The 18458-nt window shown below is 61.7% G+C and carries 16 protein-coding genes; 12 read left to right on the forward strand and 4 right to left on the reverse strand.

Annotation, left to right across the window (positions count from 1 at the left end; translation table 11 throughout):
* Nucleotides 1–88 precede the first annotated feature (88 nt).
* From INF37_RS02250 to INF37_RS02295, 10 genes are all read left to right on the forward strand, one after another.
* Nucleotides 89–310: a hypothetical protein gene (locus tag INF37_RS02250; protein ID WP_186962931.1), complete on the forward strand. Its 222-nt coding sequence runs from the start codon at nucleotides 89–91 to the stop codon at nucleotides 308–310.
* A 113-nt stretch (nucleotides 311–423) separates the two neighbouring features.
* Nucleotides 424–1830 (forward strand): copper amine oxidase N-terminal domain-containing protein, encoded by a 1407-nt coding sequence (locus tag INF37_RS02255; protein ID WP_193536194.1) that lies wholly within the window; start codon nucleotides 424–426, stop codon nucleotides 1828–1830.
* A 187-nt stretch (nucleotides 1831–2017) separates the two neighbouring features.
* Nucleotides 2018–2497: a COG2426 family protein gene (locus INF37_RS02260; RefSeq protein ID WP_101694026.1), complete on the forward strand. Its 480-nt coding sequence runs from the start codon at nucleotides 2018–2020 to the stop codon at nucleotides 2495–2497.
* Between the two features lie 45 nt (nucleotides 2498–2542).
* Complete coding sequence (locus tag INF37_RS02265) at nucleotides 2543–2887, forward strand: hypothetical protein (protein WP_101693878.1); 345 nt, start codon at nucleotides 2543–2545, stop codon at nucleotides 2885–2887.
* 35 nt (nucleotides 2888–2922) lie between these two features.
* Nucleotides 2923–5139, forward strand: a complete 2217-nt coding sequence (recD2, locus tag INF37_RS02270; RefSeq protein ID WP_193536196.1) for an SF1B family DNA helicase RecD2 — start codon at nucleotides 2923–2925, stop codon at nucleotides 5137–5139.
* A gap of 124 nt (nucleotides 5140–5263) precedes the next feature.
* Nucleotides 5264–5446 (forward strand): hypothetical protein, encoded by a 183-nt coding sequence (locus INF37_RS02275; RefSeq protein ID WP_193536198.1) that lies wholly within the window; start codon nucleotides 5264–5266, stop codon nucleotides 5444–5446.
* On the forward strand, nucleotides 5443–6096 hold the full coding sequence (locus INF37_RS02280) for a ComF family protein (protein ID WP_193536200.1): 654 nt from the start codon (nucleotides 5443–5445) through the stop codon (nucleotides 6094–6096). Before INF37_RS02275 ends, INF37_RS02280 begins: the two co-directional genes overlap by 4 nt.
* A gap of 158 nt (nucleotides 6097–6254) precedes the next feature.
* A complete protein-coding gene (gene mreB / locus INF37_RS02285) occupies nucleotides 6255–7277 on the forward strand; it encodes a rod shape-determining protein (protein WP_101693875.1) in 1023 nt (340 codons plus the stop codon).
* 88 nt (nucleotides 7278–7365) lie between these two features.
* A complete protein-coding gene (locus INF37_RS02290; protein ID WP_193536202.1) occupies nucleotides 7366–8544 on the forward strand; it encodes an iron-containing alcohol dehydrogenase in 1179 nt (392 codons plus the stop codon).
* Nucleotides 8545–8722: 178 nt separating this feature from the next.
* Nucleotides 8723–10165: an aspartate ammonia-lyase gene (locus tag INF37_RS02295; protein WP_186962926.1), complete on the forward strand. Its 1443-nt coding sequence runs from the start codon at nucleotides 8723–8725 to the stop codon at nucleotides 10163–10165.
* Nucleotides 10166–10227: 62 nt separating this feature from the next.
* On the opposite strand, the gene INF37_RS15830 is transcribed toward INF37_RS02295, so the two are convergent.
* Nucleotides 10228–10719: a BclA C-terminal domain-containing protein gene (locus INF37_RS15830; protein ID WP_193536204.1), complete on the reverse strand. Its 492-nt coding sequence runs from the start codon at nucleotides 10717–10719 to the stop codon at nucleotides 10228–10230.
* 292 nt (nucleotides 10720–11011) lie between these two features.
* On the opposite strand from INF37_RS15830, the gene INF37_RS02305 reads away from it, so the two are divergent.
* Complete coding sequence (locus INF37_RS02305; RefSeq protein WP_101693872.1) at nucleotides 11012–11386, forward strand: serine proteinase; 375 nt, start codon at nucleotides 11012–11014, stop codon at nucleotides 11384–11386.
* Between the two features lie 101 nt (nucleotides 11387–11487).
* On the opposite strand, the gene INF37_RS02310 is transcribed toward INF37_RS02305, so the two are convergent.
* The 3 genes from INF37_RS02310 to INF37_RS02320 form a co-directional block, all read right to left on the reverse strand.
* Nucleotides 11488–12393: a C40 family peptidase gene (locus INF37_RS02310; RefSeq protein WP_186962924.1), complete on the reverse strand. Its 906-nt coding sequence runs from the start codon at nucleotides 12391–12393 to the stop codon at nucleotides 11488–11490.
* A gap of 84 nt (nucleotides 12394–12477) precedes the next feature.
* Nucleotides 12478–12768 carry a hypothetical protein gene (locus INF37_RS02315; RefSeq protein WP_101693870.1) on the reverse strand — a complete coding sequence of 97 codons (291 nt, stop codon included), beginning with the start codon at nucleotides 12766–12768 and terminating at the stop codon, nucleotides 12478–12480.
* Nucleotides 12769–12992: 224 nt separating this feature from the next.
* Nucleotides 12993–14348, reverse strand: coding sequence for a conjugal transfer protein TraL (locus INF37_RS02320; RefSeq protein WP_193536206.1), 1356 nt, complete (start codon nucleotides 14346–14348; stop codon nucleotides 12993–12995).
* Nucleotides 14349–14736: 388 nt separating this feature from the next.
* Between INF37_RS02320 and rpoB the strand changes: the two genes are divergently transcribed.
* Complete coding sequence (gene rpoB, locus INF37_RS02325; RefSeq protein ID WP_101693869.1) at nucleotides 14737–18447, forward strand: DNA-directed RNA polymerase subunit beta; 3711 nt, start codon at nucleotides 14737–14739, stop codon at nucleotides 18445–18447.
* Nucleotides 18448–18458: the final 11 nt, after the last annotated feature.

An 18458-nucleotide genomic window follows, 5' to 3' on the forward strand; every position in this document is an offset into this window, starting at 1 on the left:
AAATATTTTAGCATATTCAACGATAATGTCAATATGGATAATTTGAGACAAAATATTGCGATTGATTTTTTGACTGGAGGACGAAGGTGTGGCAACTTCTCAAAATGCAGTAAATAAATATCGCCAGAAGAATTACTATACCTTCTCTGTTTCTGTGCCTGCACAGTACCGGGAGACCATCAAAGCCGCCGCCGCGGCCCGGGGGGTATCGGTGTCCCGGCTGGTGTGCGATCTGCTGGGGAAGGAGCTGGGGCTGGACCTGACGCTGGACGGCATTTTTCCCGGCGGAAAAACGAAAGAGAATTCTTAAACTTTCCTTAAAAAGGTATCTTTTGCATTGACATTTCACCGGGTGGATGGTGTAACATGGTGCTATGGAAAAGTGCCGGGATTCCCACCGGCGCTGGAAAAGGAGGTTTCTGTATGAATCGAATCTGTAAACGTCTGGGCGCGGTGGGCAGCGCTGCGGCTCTTGCGGCCACCCTGGCCGTCCCCGCCCTCGCCGCGGAGAACACCGCCGGCATCGCCGTCCAGCTGGACGGCCAGAATGTGGCCTTCACCGACGCCGCCCCTGTGGCCAAGAGCGGACGCACCTTCCTGCCCTTCCGGGCCGTCTTTGAGGCCATGGGCGTTCAGGTGACCAGTGAGGGAAAGGAGATCACCGCCGTCCGGGGGGACACCACCCTGCATATGACCATCGGTTCTTCCACCGCCACCCTCACGCAGGGGGATAAGACCTCCACCATTTCCATGGATGTGGCGCCCTATGTGGACAGCGCCACCTGGCGGACCTATGTGCCCGTCCGCTTTGCCGCCGAGGCCTTCGGCTGCAACGTGGGCTGGGATCAGGACGACCAGACCATCCTGATCGTGGATGTGGATAAGCTCCTGGGGGATGCCACCTTTACCAAGATGGACCAGTATATCTCCAATCTCTATGAGAAGCAGGCGGAGCAGAACCAGGCCACCGACGGCACCTTCTCCATGGGGCTGACCATGGATTCCAGCCTCACCGGGACCGAGAAGGACGTGGAAATGAAGGTGGACGGCACCGTCACCGGCGTGAGCAGCATGACTGCCGCCCAGCTGGCCATGGAGATGGACCTCTCCGACCTGGCCACCCTGGTCGCCTCTGACCCCGCCGCCATGACTGCGGAGCAGCTGGCCGAGCTGAAAAATTCCCTGGCCAAGACCGAGCTGGAGCTGCGCATGGATCTGGAGACCGGCATGTACTACATCTACGCCCCCATCCTGGCGCAGCAGAACGGCGGCAGCGGCTGGTACTCCATGGATCTGAACAACCTCTTCCAGATGAGCGGCATGGACCTGTCCCAGCTGATGGGCCTGTACAAGGACTTCAGCCTGGAGGACACCCTGCGCTCCACCCTGGCTTCCATGCCTCTCAGCGACCGTGATACCGCCTATTCCATGCTGACCATGAGCGCGGACAGCTATGTGAAGCTCTTCAGCGACGGCGCCCTCAAAAAGGACGGCGATACCTACAAGGCCACCTACACCCTGAATGAGGGCGGCGTGGAAAACATCACTTACACCACCGTGCTCACCGAGCGGGATGGGGAGATCGTCTCCATGCAGGTGGACATGGCGGTCGCGGCCAGCGCCGAGGGCGTGAACCTGTCCACCACCGCTAAGATCTATGCCGACAGCACCAAGAGCACCATCGACATGAAGATGGATCTGCCTGGCATGATGAACCTGACCCTCCAGATGGACCTGGGCTACAAGCCCACCGACAAGGAGCCTGAGACCGGTCTGCCCGCCGGCGTCACCGCCACGCCCCTGGATATGGGAATGACGGTCATGCCCTAACGGGATCGGAGCGACTCTGACCTGTTTCAATACGCTGCGGCCCCCCGCTTCGGCGGGGGGCCTTTTGCACATGTGGTGGGAAAACAGTTCTGTTTTCTTTTGACCGAATATGTTACAATCATAGAGATAGAAACCGGACAGATCCGGTTTCAAACGAATGAATCGGAGGATTTTAAGATTGGATCTTATGTCGTGGCTTACCGGGAACCAGGCGGGTGAGGTGGTCTTTACCATGCTGGTGTCCATGCTGCCCATCATCGAACTGCGGGGCGGCATCCCCTTCGGCGTGGCCCTGGGACTGAATCCCTGGGTGGCCTTTGTGGCCAGTGTGGTGGGCAATCTGCTCCCGCTCCCCTTTATCGTGGTCTATATCCGGCGGATCTTTCAGTGGATGCGCCGTCATATGCCGCGGCTCAACGCCCTGGTGGACAAAATGGAGAAAAAGGCCCACCTGAAGGGCCGGAAGGTGACCCGGTACAAATATCTGGGTCTGATGATCTTTGTGGCCATTCCCCTGCCGGGGACCGGCGGGTGGACCGGCGCGCTGGCCGCCGCTTTCCTGAACATGCCCCTGCGCAAGGCCATGCCCGCCATGACCGCCGGGGTGTTCATCGCGGGATTTCTGGTGACCTTCCTCACGTATGTGGTGAAGATGACCATGATCTGAACCATTTTTCCATTTCCGCATAGGATGCTCTGGAGGTGAGCGGGAATGGAATCTTTTCTGCAGGCGATGGTGGCCCTTCTGGCCGCCACGGGACTTTTGGCTCTGGCATGGCTGTGCTTCGGCAAGCTGCTCCTGCCGGTGAGCGGCGGAGCAGGGGGCGGGGCAGTCTACGCGGTGCTGCCCGTCCAGGGAGAGGCCGAGACGCTGGAGCACGATGTGCGGGGCCTGTGCTGGCTCCGGGGCGGGCAGGCCGCCCGGTTTACCATCATCATCGCCGACGCGGGACTCACGCCCCGGGGCCGCGCGGTGGCCCTTGCTCTGATGGGAGAGCAGGGAGGAATGGTGCTCTGTCCGCTGGAGCGGCTGGGGGAATACCTCCGCCAGCCGTGAGCGGCCGATGAGATTGAGACAAAAGGGTGATTCCGGTGGAACAGGTGGAAGAACAGCTCCTGATCGAGGGGACGGTGGATGCGGTCATCTACCAGAATGAAGAAAATGGATATACGGTCCTCCGGATCGACGCCGGAGAGCAGGGCGGCATCACTGTAGTGGGCTGTATGCCCGCCATCGCCCCGGGAGAGAGTCTCTCGGTCCAGGGCCGGTGGATGCGCCACGCCTCCTACGGCGAGCAGTTCAAGGCCGAGGTCATCCAGCGCCGCCTGCCCGCCGGGGAGAAGGCCATCTTCGAGTATCTGGCCTCCGGCGCGGTCAAGGGCATCGGCGCAGCCACCGCCCGGCGCATGGTGGAGGAGTTCGGAGAGGACGCCCTCACGGTCCTGGAGGAGCAGCCCGAGCGCCTGACCCAGATCAAGGGGATCACCCGCAAGCGGGCACTCGCCATGGGGGAGGCCTTCCGGCTCCAGATGGGGATGCGCCGCCTGCTGGACTTCCTGGGGGAGCACGGCGTGGCCCTCCAGCTGGCCATGCCCCTCTACCGGCGGTACGGGGACCGGGCCCTGGAGGTCATCCGGGGCAACCCCTACCTGCTGGTGGACGAGGAGCTGGGGGTGGAGTTTGCCGTGGCCGACCAGCTGGCCCTGGAGATGGGCATGGACGGAGAGGACCCCCAGCGCATCGAGGCCGGGCTCCTCTTCGAGCTCTCCCACAATCTGATGAACGGGCACACCTTTTTGCCCCGGAAGAAGCTGCTCTTGGCCACCGCCCAGCTCATCGGGGTGGAGGCCGAGAGCTTGGAAGACGGGCTGGAGGCCCTCCTCGAGCGGGGCGAGGTGGTGCAGGAGGAGGTGGCCGGGGAGACCGCCTGCTACCTCGCCGAGCTCCAGGAGGCGGAGGAGTATGTCTCGGCCCGGATGACCGAGATGGCCTGGCAGGAGCTGCTGCCCCCCGACGGCCTGGAGGAGATTTTGGAGCAGATCCAGCGGGAACAGGGCATTACATATGCCCCCCAGCAGCGGGAGGCGGTGCTTCTGGCGGCCCGGCGGCAGGTGATGCTCCTCACCGGCGGCCCGGGCACCGGAAAGACCACCTCCCTGCGGGGGGTGCTGGCCCTCTTTGACGCCCTGGGGCTGGAGACCGCCTTGGCCGCCCCCACCGGCCGGGCGGCCAAGCGCCTGGGGGACCTGTGCGGGGTGGAGGCGGCCACCATCCACCGCCTGCTGGAGACCCAGTTCGATCCCGGCACCGGGCGGCTGGTCTTTGCCCACGACGAGAGCGAGCCCCTGCGGGCTGACGCCGTCATCGTGGATGAGACCTCCATGGTGGATATCGCCCTCATGCGGGCGCTGCTCTCCGCCCTGCGGAGCGACTGCCGCCTGGTGCTGGTGGGAGACCCGGACCAGCTGCCCAGCGTGGGGCCGGGGAACCTCTTCTCTGACCTGATCCGCAGCGGGGCCATCCCCACGGTGCGCCTCACCGAGATCTTCCGGCAGGCCGCCCAGAGCGGCATCGTCATGAACGCCCACGGGGTCAACCGGGGGGAGCTCCCCGACCTGCGCAACCGGAGCTCCGACTTCTTCTTCCTGCGCCGGAAGGAGCCTGCCCGGCTGGCCGACACGGTGGTGGAGCTGATCTCCCACCGTCTGCCCGAGAACATGGGTATCCCGCCCGAGCAGATTCAGGTGCTCTGTCCCACCCGCAAGACGGTGGCGGGGACGACCTCCCTCAACCGGGCCATTCAGGAGGCCATCAACCCGGCGGTCCCCGGCAAGGGCGAGCGGCGCTTCGGGGAGTATATCTTCCGGGAGGGAGACCGGGTCATGCAGGTGCGCAACAATTACGACCTGATGTGGAAAGACCGGGATTCCCTCACCTCCGGCATGGGGGTGTTCAACGGGGACATCGGCCAGATTCTGGAGGTGGACAACCGCAACGAGCTCATTACGGTGGATTTTGAAGGCCGCATCGTGGAGTATTCCCCCGATATGCTGGGGGAGCTGGAGCCCGCCTATGCCGTCACCGTCCACAAGGCCCAGGGCAGCGAGTACCGGGCGGTGATCCTGGCGGTGAGTAAGGCCACGCCGCTCCTGCTCACCCGGGGGGTGCTCTACACCGCCATCACCCGGGCCAGAGAGCTGCTGGTGCTGGTGGGGGACGAGGAGGCGGTGGCCCAGATGACCGCCAACAACCGTCAGCAGCGGCGCTATTCCGGCCTGCGATGGCGTCTGGCCCAAAATAATGGATAGGAAACGGATACCCAAAACTATTTTGTGCGTGCAATTGCACGCATTATAAAATAATTTGCGTTCATTTGCATACTATAAAGATAGAATGCGTGCAGTATGCACGGAATGGAGTCTTTATTTGAGTATGCAGGAAAAAGAAATCAAGCACATTGGTCTGCGAGTTGGTCTGGAGACACATCAGAAGCTGCGCTATATCGCCAATTATGAGGGCCGTACCATCAATGGACAGGCCCACTACCTAATTCAGAAATGTATTCGCGAGTTTGAAAAGGAGCACGGCCCCATCCGGCCGGAGGACCTGGATTGAGCCGGTGGAGGCAGGTCCTTCTGGATCTCCTCTTTCCGCCCCGCTGCGTCTTCTGCGGCAGGCTGCTGGAAGAAGGGGAGGGCATCTGTCCCCACTGCGTCCGGGCGCTGCCCTATACCCACGGGACGGGGGCGGAGCAGCGGGGCGAGGGGATCACCCTGGCGGTCTCGCCCCTCCGGTACGAGGGGGAGGTGCGCCAGTCCATCCGCCGCTACAAGTTCGAGGGACGCAGATGGTATGCCCTTACCTATGGCGGGCTGATGGCCGCGTGCGTCCGGGAGCATCTGGACGGGCGCTTTGACGCGCTGACCTGGGTGCCCCTGTCCCAGCGCCGCCGGAAGGAACGGGGCTACGACCAGGCCCTCCTCCTGGCACGGGCCGTGGGGGAACATCTGGGGATGGAGCCGGAGGAAGTCCTGTGCAAGGTGCGCCACACCCGGGCCCAGTCCGGCCTCTCTGACGGGGAGGAGCGGCGGGCGAATGTGCGGGATGCCTACCGGTGCATCCGGCCCGAACGGGTGGCCGGGCGGCGTTTTCTGCTGGTGGACGACGTGATCACCACCGGCTCGACCCTGGCCGCCTGCGCGGCGGTATTGCGCCAGGCGGGCGCGGCCGATGTGGTCTGCGTCACGGCGGCCCGTGCCCATTGACGGAAGAGTGGTTGAAATATCCGAAAAACTTATGAAAAATCCTGTTGAAATACGGGGGAAATGTCTTTATAATGTTAGACAGACTTTAAATAGGTGATTTAGGAATGGAATTTTGGGCAAACTTAAAAGAAAAGTTCAAGAGACTTCGAGGTGTGGGTATGTTCAGCAAGGATATCGGCATTGATTTGGGTACTGCGTCTATTCTGGTGTATGTGGCCGGCAAGGGCGTTGTGCTCCGCGAGCCCTCTGTGGTGGCCCTGCACAAGGACACCGGCAAGCTGCTCAAGGTGGGCACCGAGGCTCAGCAGATGCTGGGCAAGACCCCTGGCAACATTGTTGCCATCCGTCCCCTGCGGGAGGGCGTCATCTCCGACTATGATATGACCGAGCGGATGCTCAAGGAGTTTATCCGCAAGGTGACCTCCTTCCGGCTCTTCAAGCCCCGTATCGTCATCTGCGTGCCCTCCGGCATCACCGAGGTGGAGGAGCGCGCCGTCATTGACGCGGGCATCCAGGCCGGCGCCCGCCGGGTCTACCTCATTGAGGAGCCGGTGGCTGCTGCCATTGGTGCGGGCATCGATATCACCCGTCCCGACGGCCATATGATCGTGGACATCGGCGGCGGTACCTCTGATATCGCCGTCATCTCTCTGAGCGGCATCGTGGAGTCCACCTCCATCAAGATCGCCGGCGATCAGTTTGACGAGGCCATCATCAAGTATATCCGCCGCAAGCACAACGTCCTCATCGGCGAGCGCACTGCGGAGGAGCTGAAGATGAAGATCGGCTGCGTGTTCCCCCGTCCCGAGGAGCAGTCCATCGAGATCAAGGGCCGCTGCCTGATGACCGGCCTGCCGAGAGTGTTCACCGTCACCTCCAGCGAGATGATCGAGGCCTTTGAGGAGCCCGCCACCCGCATTCTGGAGGCCATCCACGGTGTGCTGGAGCGCACGCCCCCCGAGCTGGTGGCCGACATCGCCACCAACGGCATCGTCATGACCGGCGGCGGAAGCCTGCTGTGGGGCTTTGACAAGCTGATCGAGTCCCACACCGGCATCGAGACCTATGTGGCGGACGACGCCATCTCCTGCGTGGCCTACGGCACCGGCAAGAGCCTGGAGACCATCGGCGACATGCAGGACGGCACCATCAACCTGTCCCGCCGCAAGCAGATGAACTAAAACTGACCAGAAAGGGCGCCGTACAGGGGTATGGCGTCCTTTTTGCCCTTTCAACACATACCGTCCAGATCAAAGGAGGAACGCCATCATGCAAAACTTTACGTACTACACCCCCACCCGAGTGGTCTTTGGCAAGGGAGAAGTGGAGCGAGTCGGGGAGCTGCTGCGCGCCGAAGGGGCCCGTAAGGTCCTCATCCACTACGGCGGGGAGAGCGCCCGCCGCTCCGGTCTGCTGGAGCGCGTGGAGCGTGCTGTGAAGGATCAGGGGATCGACTTTGTCTCTCTGGGCGGCGTGGTGCCCAATCCCCGGCTCTCCAAGGTGCGGGAGGGCATCACCCTTGCCCGGGCGGAGGGCGTGGACTTCATCCTGGCTGTGGGCGGCGGCAGCGTCATCGACTCGGCCAAGGCCATCGGCTACGGCATCCCCTACGAGGGGGACGTGTGGGACTTTTACAGCGGCACGGCTCAGCCGGAGCGGGTCTGCCCGGTGGGCGCGGTGCTCACCCTCTCGGCCGCCGGAAGCGAGATGAGCAATTCCTCCGTCATCTCGGACGAGGAGAATGGGCTCAAGTGGGGGCTCAACAACGACATCTGCCGCTGCCGCTTCGCGGTGATGGACCCGGAGCTCACCTATACCCTGCCGCCCTATCAGACGGCTTGCGGCGTGGTGGACATCCTCATGCACACCATGGAGCGCTACTTCACCCATGAGAAGGATACTGCCCTTACCGACGAGCTGGCCGAGGGTCTGATGCGCACCGTGATGGACTGCGGCCGCAAGGCCCTCCGGGACCCGAAGGACTACAATGCCCGGGCCCAGATCATGTGGGCGGGCAGCCTCTCCCACAATGGCCTGACCGGCTGCGGCACCGTGGGGGACTGGGCCAGCCACCGCATGGAGCACGAGCTCAGCGCCCTGTTCGACGTGGCCCACGGCGCGGGACTGGCCGCCATCTGGGGGAGCTGGGCCCGGTATGTATACCGGGAGGAGCCCGAGCGCTTCGCCCAGTTCGCGGTCAAGGTAATGGGCTGTCCCAATGACTTCCGTGACCCGGAGAAGACCGCCCTGGCCGGCATCGAGGCCATGGAGCAGTATTACCGGGAGATCGGCATGCCCACCTCGGTGCGGGAGCTGGGACACGACCTCAATGAGAGCGAGATCCAGCTGCTGGCCGAGAAGTGCGCCCGCCGCAACCCCAATCTGGGTGGCTTCAAGACCCTGAGTCAGGACGATATGATCCAGATTTTCCGCATGGCCCGCGGATAAATCGGTTACAATACCATCGTTTCCCTGGAGTTTTTCCGGGGAAACGATTTTTTTCTTGCGTATGGTGGAAAACTTGCAAAAATAGCTTGCATTTTGCAAGTGAACGTGCTAGATTAGAGGCAACGAAAGAAAACCTGCATCTGAAGTGCAGGAAAACAGGAAGAGGAGCGAGTATTCCATGACAGATAAGCAGCGTGTGGAGTTCGAGCATGGGCCCTACCGTTCGGAGCATGACTCCATTGGCGAGCGTGCGGTCCCCCGGGATGTGTACTACGGCGTGCAGTCCCTGCGGGCAGTGGAAAACTTCCCCATCACCGGACTGACCATGCACCGGGAGATCATCAACTCCATTGCCGAGATCAAGAAGGCCTCCGCTATCACCAACTATGAGATCGGCCTGCTGGACAAGAAGGTGGCCGACGCCATCGTCCGGGCCTGTGAGGAGATCGTGGAGGGCAAGCTCCATGAGGAGTTCATCGTGGACCCCATCCAGGGCGGCGCGGGCACCAGCCTGAACATGAACGCCAACGAGGTCATCGCCAACCGGGCCATTGAGCTGCTGGGCGGGGAGAAGGGTGACTACACCCTGGTCAACCCCAACGACCACGTAAACTGCGGCCAGTCCACCAACGATGTGTTCCCCTCCGCCGGAAAGCTGGCGGTGCTCAAGCTGCTGGTCCGGGCTCAGATCCAGCTGGAGCGTCTGTACACCGCTCTTCTGCAGAAGGCGGAGGAGTTTGACGACGTGATCAAAATGGGCCGCACCCAGATGCAGGACGCCGTGCCCATCCGCCTGGGCCAGGAGTTCCGGGCGTACAGCGAGGCCATTCGCCGGGACATTGCCCGCTTCGAGCGGGCCATGGACGAGATGCGCTGCCTGAATATGGGCGGCACCGCCATCGGTACCGGCCTGAACGCCGACGAGCAGTATCTCCGCCGCATCGTGCCCAACCTCTCCAAGGTGTCCGGTCTGCGGCTGGTCCAGGCCTTCAACCTGATTGACGCCACCCAGAACCTGGACGAGTTTGTGGCGGTCTCCGGCGCGGTCAAGACCTGCGCCGTGAACCTCTCCAAGATGTCCAACGACCTGCGGCTCATGTCCTCCGGTCCCCGCTGCGGATTCGGGGAGATCAACCTGCCGCCCCGCCAGAACGGCTCCTCCATCATGCCCGGCAAGGTCAATCCGGTCATCCCCGAGGTGGTCAATCAGGTGGCCTTCAACATCATGGGCAACGACCTGACCATCACCATGGCCGCCGAGGCCGGCCAGCTGGAGCTCAACGCCTTTGAGCCCATCATCTTCTGGAACCTGACCCACGCGGTGGAGTTCCTGACCTATGCGGTGAGCACGCTGGTGGACAACTGCATCCAGGGCATCACCGCCAACCGGGATCGGTGCCGGGAGATGGTGGAGAACTCGGTGGGCATCATCACCGCCATCTGCCCCCATGTGGGCTATGAGGCGGCCGCCAATGTGGCCAAGAAGGCCATCCAGACCGGCCGCAGCGTCCGGACCATCACCATTGAAGAGGGCCTGCTGGACGAGGAGACCCTGAACAAGATCCTGGATCCCTACGCCATGACCGAGCCCGGCATCCCCGCCAAGGAGCTGCTGGACTAAGCGTCTCTCATTGGAACAAACGAAGCGCCTCCCCAGCCGGGGAGGCGCTTTTGTGTCTTGGCTCAGCTCAACTTGTGAATCAGGATGGAGCCGTTGGTAAAGGTGGTGTTGGCCGTGTTGGTGACCAGAGTCAGCGTGGTAGTGCCGGGGATGGTCAGGGCCGTGGTATTGGCGAGCAGTACCGGTTTTCCGCTGGTGGCAATGGAGTTGGTCGCCAGGGAGCCCGGGACAAGGGTGCCGTTGGCATTGAGCTGTACACTGGCCAGCGTGGGGGCGTCCGAAGAAGCCGCGTTGACCGTGTAGTGCACCTCATAGCTGCCAGGCTGGGTGAGGATGAAGTCACCGGAGCCGGCCGTATGGGTGATCTCGGTCCCCAGAACCATCTGGTTGGTGGGGAAGGTAAGGGAAGAGCCGGCGGAGGCCGGCGTCTGAGCCGCCGGAGCGACGGCGTAGAGGGCCTGAGGCGCTGGCGCGGTTCCGGTGGGACCGGTAGGACCGATGGGGCCGGTGGGGCCCGTGGCGCCGGTAGGACCGGGAACCGGAACGATGCTCACCGTGCACGGCTCCGGCCCGGGACAGGGACAGGGCGGAGGACAGCACGCGGGCGGACAGACAGGGGGAGGACATCCGAAACGGAAGTCTTTGTTCTGGTATACATTCATTGGGCATAACCTCCGCAGTATCCTATGCTCCGGTGTGCAGAGAGGTGCCAGCCGGGAAAGGGGGGCGGTATGACCGGTCCGGGAGGAGGCTTAAATATTCCTTAAATCCAGAGGGAGCTACTTGCGCAGATAGGGCAAAAGGTATAAAATGGAGCCAGTTTAAGGGAACAGGAGGTCATGATATATGGCGCTTTTGGATGATTTGAAGGTAAAAGCGGTGGAATTGACCCAGGTTGGCATGGCCAAGTCCAAGCAGCTGGCGGAGATCGCCCGGCTGAGCCTGGCCAACACCGGCGAGGAGGACAATATCCGCAAGGCTTATATTGAGATTGGAAAACTTTACTATGCAGAGCGGGGAATGGCGCCGGAGGCCGCTTACACGTCGCTGTGTGAGAAGATCACCGCGGCCAAGATCAACATTGAGGAAAACAAGGCCCGGATCGCCCAGCTGAAGGAAGAGGGGAGCATCAAGGACAGCGAGGTCGCCGCCGTGGTGGAGACCGAGATTCCCGCGGAGGAGCCTGTCATGACGGCAGAGCCCGAGAAGGAAGAGGAGTAAGCACCCTTCCAACAGCCAAGAAGAATTCATAGAAAAAGCGCCTGATGGAGTACCATCAGGCGCTTTTTAAACAGATTCAGACGGAATGGAAGAAGAGGATATTACAGGATGTGGCGGCCGTAGACATAGACGCGGCTGTAATAGCCGGAATTCAGGTTGTCGATCTTGACCGTGTATGTATTGGTGGAGGCGTGGATGAACTGGCCGCCGCCAATGTAGATGCCCACGTGGGAGACCGGCTTGGTGGTGTTGGCCTTGAAGAAGACCAGATCGCCGGGCTGAAGCTGGCTCTTGGAAACGGCGGTGCCGTTGGCCAGCTGATCGGTGGCGGTGCGGTTGAGGGTCACGCCGAAGTGGGCATAGACATACTTGGTGAAGCCGGAGCAGTCAAAGGAGTTGGGGCCGTTTCCGCCGTACACATAGGGGGTGCCCAGGAACTGCTTGGCATAGGCCACCACCTGCTCTCCCATGCTGGAGGAGGAGGTCGCCGTGGTTTCATTGCCGCGGGAGGTGGTCTCCTTGGTGGTGATCATATACTCGCTGCTGACATAGCCGGTCTTGCCGTTATAGTCGACCTTATACCAGCTGCCATCCACACCGATGATCTTGACGACGGTGCCGTCAGCCAGAGAGGCGACCTTGGAAGCAGAGGTGGAGGGCGCGCTGCGCATATTCAGGGTAGAGCCGCCGGCGCTCACCTTGCCGTAACCGATGGCAGCGTCCGCCTTCTGGGAAATGGTGAGGTATTCGCCGGACATATAGCCCTGCACAGATTCATAATCGACCTTGTACCAGTTGTTCCCGGCGTCTTCCAGCACGATGACGGCGTCGCCCTTGGAGGCGGTGGCCAGGATCGCGGAGTCGGTGCTGGCGGCGGAGCGCAGGCGGAGTGCGTCGGCCTGAACGGTGCCGACGCCCATGCTGGCGGCGGCAGCGCTGACCAGACAGGCACAAGAAACCGCCACGGTGACGGCCATAACGCGCAGGAACTTCACAGGCTGTATCATCGGTATAATCCTCCATTCAGTCAAATGCTGCCCGAAGGCAGTCCGTTTATCTTCTCATTCGTTTGGCATTTGGGTGGGTGGGGGTTATTTGTTGGAGAGGGCACGCTCCAGCCAGACGGCGGCCACATCCATGGCGGCGTAGAGGCTGTCCTTCTCGCTCTTCTTGACGACGCGGTCCCGGCTTTTCAGATCGGGATCGGTGAGCTGGAGCTGGACCACGACCTTGTTGGCCACATCCAGATCCTTGACCTTTTTGGTGCTCATGACCTGCATCATGATGATATATTTATCGGCCATGCTTCCGTAATAGATCAGATTATCTTTCCGGCGAAGGGGATGGCCCTTGTAGACCAGAGGAAACTTTTCGTCTGCCATTCTGTGCCTCCTGAAAATAAATTAAAAATTAAAAACTGTAACCGAATTGTAACACATTGTTTCCGAGTTGTCAAATTCTTATTTTATGTCAAGCATACCGGTAGGAGAACAGACATTATTTGAAAACCCAGCAGAAGCGGGAAAAAAGGCGAAATATTATGTCAATAGAAAAAGAACGCGGCCTCTTCCCAATTGGGCGGAGCCACGTTCTTTTTGGGGCAAAGTCAGCGCCTGAAATCGTCCCTCCGGCGAAGCAGAGCGCCCAGCGACAGGAGCAGGGCGGCGAGGATACACAGCGCTTCCAGCGCCATGGTCCAGGTCTGTCCGAAGAGGTGGACGGGCATTGTGTATTGCAGGCGCAGATACACGCAGTAGGAGCTGAGGGAGGCCAGTTGGGTCAGCAGGGCGATGGGAATACGCCGGCGGTCCCACACCGCCCAGACCAGGGTGACCACATCGGCCAGGAAAAAATAGCGCTCGTGCATATAGGGGAGAAGAAAGGGGACCCCCAGGGCCAAAACGGCGGCAGCCGCCAGAAATTGTGCACCGGAGAAGCGGCTGCGGTGGAAAAAGAGCCATCCCAGCACAAAGAGACACAGGGCAAAGGCCGCCAGAATCCCGGCCCGGGCCAGGGGCTGCTGCGCCACATCCACCCCGTAGGGGATCAGGGCGAAGAGGGAAGGGGCGTTGAACACCAGAGCATAGCTGTACTGTCCTGCCTGCTTGAAATAGACACCCAGGATGTCGGCCAGGGGCTTGCCCAGCAGCAGGGCCGGGAGGACGGCCACCGCATAGGCGGCCGGAAAGACCAGCAAGTGGGAGAAGCGGAGCTTCCGCACCAGCCACAGTCCGCCCCAGAGGGGGATGAGAAAAATGGTCTGGAGCTTGAAGGAGAAGGCCACGGCCAGCAGTGCCACCGAGGTCTTGGGATGGTCCTCCCAGGCGGAGGCCATGGCGTGGAGGACCAGCGCGCCGTACAGGGCGTCGCACTGTCCCCAGAAGGAGCCGTTGAGGACCACCGTGGGGAGGAGCAAAAGGAGCAGATAGGCCGTCAGGGGAGCGGGACCATCTTTCCGGCCGGACAGGGCCCCGACCAGCCGCAGGCCGCCCCAGGCCAGAATCCCGTCAAACAGGATGGAAAAAAGCTTGATGGCATAGAGATCCGGGAAGGGGAGATAGGAGATGGCGGCCATGAAGTAGAGATAGGGCGCGTTGTAGTCGCCCACAGGCTCTTTGATCGCGGAAAAGCCGCCGTTCTCCCGGAAAAAGGCGGCCCACTGGGAGAGGAAGTCCCGGTAGTCGTAGGTGATATGATCCAGACACATTGCCCGCAGCAGCGCCGCGAGCGCCAGGACCAGAAAGGCCAGAGCCAATTTATTCCCCCCATACCCCGCCCGGCGGAGGGGGAGAAGGGCCAGCCCGGTCCACAGGAGCAGACAGAGACCGGTGATCCATCCGACGGCCGGTCCGCCCAGTGTCAGGGAAGAGCAGCGCCAGAACACTCCGGCCAGCAGGAGCGCACCCGGGAGCCAGGGGAAAAGAAGCTGTGCCCGGGGCGCGGGAGAGGGGATTTTCGGCATAATATCACCTCAAAAACAGAAAAAAGTCCGGAATTTCTCCGAACTTTACAGATATAAAAATTGACTCTTTTGTACATCCGTGGTATAATAGAGCGCTATTACAAATAGAGCATCCGATTTCGATACCATCCCATGTTATAGTGAGTATAACAGTTTCCACGGTGCTCCGCAAGGGGCGGTGGAACACAATTCGCCAACAACTCCGTGTGTGTCATTTTGGAGGCGGGACCTCCGCTTTGGCGGAAATGACGGAGTGAGGACGAGAAAAATCGGAACCTGACGCAGAAACAGGGCTCTCCGGTCCTCTGGGGCGGGGAGCAGGTACGAAAAGTTTGGACGGCTGTCCGAACGACCGCCAGATGCTAAGGGAAAGGAATGGTCATTCAGAATGGTCACAGACAGGATCAAAGACGTCTACTATGGCAAGACCCTCCGCAAGAGCTTTGCCCGCCACAAGGAAATCCTGGAGATGCCGAATCTGCTGGAGATCCAGAAGAAGTCCTACCAGTGGTTCCTGGACAAGGGACTGCGGGAGGTCTTCAAGGATGTCTCCTGCATTACCGACTACGCCGGTAATCTGGAGCTGTCCTTTATCGACTACTCCATGGACGAACCCCCCAAGTACAACGTGGAGGAGTGCAAGGCCCGGGACGCCACGTACGCCGCTCCCATCAAGGTCCGTGTGCGCCTGCGCAACAAGGAGACCGAGGAGATCAAGGAGCAGGAGATCTTCATGGGTGACTTCCCCATCATGACCCAGGGGGGCACCTTCGTCATCAACGGCGCCGAGCGCGTCATCGTCTCCCAGATCGTCCGCTCCCCCGGCATGTACTACTCCCGCACCGCCGACAAGGCCGACAACGTCACCTACGCCACCACCGTCATCCCCTACCGGGGCGCCTGGCTGGAGTATGAGACCGACCTGTCCGACGTGTTCTATGTCCGCATCGACAAGAACCGCAAGCTCCCCATCACCTGCCTGATCCGCGCCGTGGGTCCCAAGACCGACGCCGAGATCATCGAGATGTTCGGCGAGGATCCCCGCATCCTGGCCACTCTGGAGAAGGACACCTGCAAGACCTATGAGGAGGCCCTGCTGGAGATCTACCGCAAGCTCCGTCCCGGCGAGCCCCCCACGGTGGACTCCGCCGAGAGCCTGCTCAACGCCCTCTTCTTTGACCCCCGCCGCTACGACGTGTCCGCCGTGGGCCGCTACAAGTTCAACAAGAAGATGTCCATGGGTCCCCGTCTGACCAACCAGAAGCTGGCCCTCCCCGTGGTGGATCCCACCACCGGCGAGATCATCGCCGAGCCCGGCGAGGTCCTCACCCGTGAGCGGGCCCATGAGCTGGAGGACAAGGGTGTCAACGAGGCCGTGGTGGACGTGGACGGCACCATGGTGCGCGTGTTCGGCAACCACATGGTGGACATGTCCAAGTTCGTGGACTTTGACCCCGAGGAGTGCGGCGTCACCGAGCGGGTGCGCTACACTGTGCTCATGGAGCTGATGAATCAGTTCTCCGGCGAGGAGCTGAAGGACGCCATCAAGGATCACCTGGACGACCTGATCCCCAAGCACATCATCGTGGACGACATCATGGCGTCCATCAACTACCTCAACGCCCTGGCCTTCGGCGTGGGCACCCCCGACGACATTGACCACCTGGGCAACCGCCGCCTGCGCTGCGTGGGTGAGCTGCTCCAGAACCAGTTCCGCATCGGCTTCAGCCGCATGGAGCGCGTCATCCGTGAGCGCATGACCATCCAGGATCTGGACATCGTCACCCCCCAGTCCCTCATCAACATCCGTCCTGTCACCGCCTCCATCAAGGAGTTCTTCGGTTCCTCCCCCCTGAGCCAGTTCATGGACCAGACCAACCCCCTGGCCGAGCTGACCCACAAGCGCCGTCTGTCCGCCTTGGGCCCCGGCGGTCTGAGCCGTGACCGCGCCTCCTTCGATGTGCGAGACATCCACTACTCTCACTATGGCCGCCTGTGCCCCGTTGAGACCCCCGAAGGTCCCAACATCGGCCTGATCTCCTACCTCTCCGCCTATGCCCGGGTCAACCGCTTCGGCTTCATCGAGGCTCCCTACCGCAAGGTGGACAAGGAGACCGGCCGGGTCACCGACGAGATCCACTACATGACCGCCGATGTGGAGGACGAGTTCACCATCGCCCAGGCCACCGAGCCCATGGACGAGAACAACTGCTTCGTCAACGAGCGTATCACCTGCCGTCACCGCAACGAGATCGTCTCGGTGGCCGCCAACCAGGTGGACTACGTGGACGTGTCCCCCCAGATGATGTTCTCCGTGGCAACCGCCATGATCCCCTTCCTCCAGAACGACGACGCCAACCGTGCTCTGATGGGCGCCAACATGCAGCGTCAGGCCGTGCCCCTGCTGACCACCCAGGCCCCCATCGTGGCCACCGGTCAGGAGCACAAGAACTGCGTGGACTCCGAGGTCGCCATCCTGGCCGAGGAGGACGGCGAGGTCGTGAAGGTCTCCGCCCAGTATGTCTCCGTGCGCTATCAGAACCTGGGCCTCAAGGAGTATAAGCTCATCAAGTTCCTGCGCTCCAACCACGGCACCTGCATCAACCAGCGTCCCATCGTCAAGGCCGGCCAGAAGGTCAGCAAGGGCGAGGTCATCGTGGACGGCCCCTCCACCTGCAACGGCGAGATCGGCCTGGGCAAGAACATCCTCATGGGCTTCATGACCTGGGAAGGTTACAACTACGAGGACGCCATCCTGCTCAACGAGCGCATGGTCAAGGAGGACGTCTTTACCTCCATCCACATCGAGGAGTATGAGACCGAGTCCCGCGACACCAAGCTGGGCCCCGAGGAGATCACCCGGGACATCCCCAACGTGGGCGAGGATGCCCTGAAGGACCTGGACGAGCGCGGCATCATCCGCGTGGGCGCCGAGGTCCGCTCCGGCGACATCCTGGTGGGTAAGGTCACCCCCAAGGGCGAGACCGACCTCACCGCCGAGGAGCGCCTGCTGCGCGCCATCTTCGGTGAGAAGGCCCGCGAGGTCCGTGACACCTCCCTGAAGGTGCCCCACGGCGAGAGCGGCATCATCGTGGACGTGAAGGTCTTCACCCGCGAGGCCGGCGATGAGCTCTCTCCCGGCGTCAACGAGGTGGTCCGCGTCTACATCGCCCAGAAGCGTAAGATCAGTGTGGGCGACAAGATGGCCGGCCGCCACGGTAACAAGGGTGTTGTCTCCCGCATCATGCCCCAGGAGGATATGCCCTTCCTGCCCGACGGCACCCCGCTGGACATCGTTCTGAACCCCCTGGGCGTGCCTTCCCGTATGAACATCGGTCAGGTGCTGGAGGTCCATCTGGGCTACGCCGCCAAGACCCTGGGCTGGAAGGTGGCCACCCCCATCTTCAACGGCGCCGACGAGAAGGACATCGCCGAGGTCCTGACCATGGCCGGCCTGTCCCCCGACGGCAAGAGCTGGCTGTACGACGGCCGTACCGGCGAGCGGTTTGACAACCGCGTCACCGTGGGCTATGTGTACTTCCTCAAGCTCCACCACCTGGTGGACGATAAGATCCACGCCCGTTCCACCGGCCCCTACTCCCTGGTCACCCAGCAGCCTCTGGGCGGCAAGGCCCAGTTCGGCGGCCAGCGCTTCGGCGAAATGGAGGTGTGGGCTCTGGAGGCGTACGGCGCGGCCTACACCCTGCAGGAGATCCTCACCGTCAAGTCGGACGACGTCACCGGCCGTGTGCGCACCTACGAGGCCATTGTCAAGGGCCACAACGTGCCCAAGCCCGGCGTGCCCGAGTCCTTCAAGGTTCTGGTCAAGGAGCTGCAGTCCCTGTGCCTGGATATGAAGGTGCTGGACGAGAACGGCGCTGAGATCGAGCTCAAGGATGACGAAGAGGACAACTACCAGCCTGATCGCATCCGGGACGACGACGACTTCTACAGCTACCGCGAGGGCGACGCTGAGTCCGAGTTCGCGGCCGCCGGCTTCACCCTGAAGGCCGAGAGCGACGACGACGACCTGGCTGTGAGCGACGACGAGAGCGTCGCGTCTGACGACGACGCGTTCCTGGACGACCAGGACATGTAAGAGAGAGGGAG

The organism is Pseudoflavonifractor gallinarum (genome assembly GCF_014982855.1).
GTDB classification, from domain to species: Bacteria; Bacillota; Clostridia; order Oscillospirales; family Oscillospiraceae; genus Pseudoflavonifractor_A; species Pseudoflavonifractor_A gallinarum.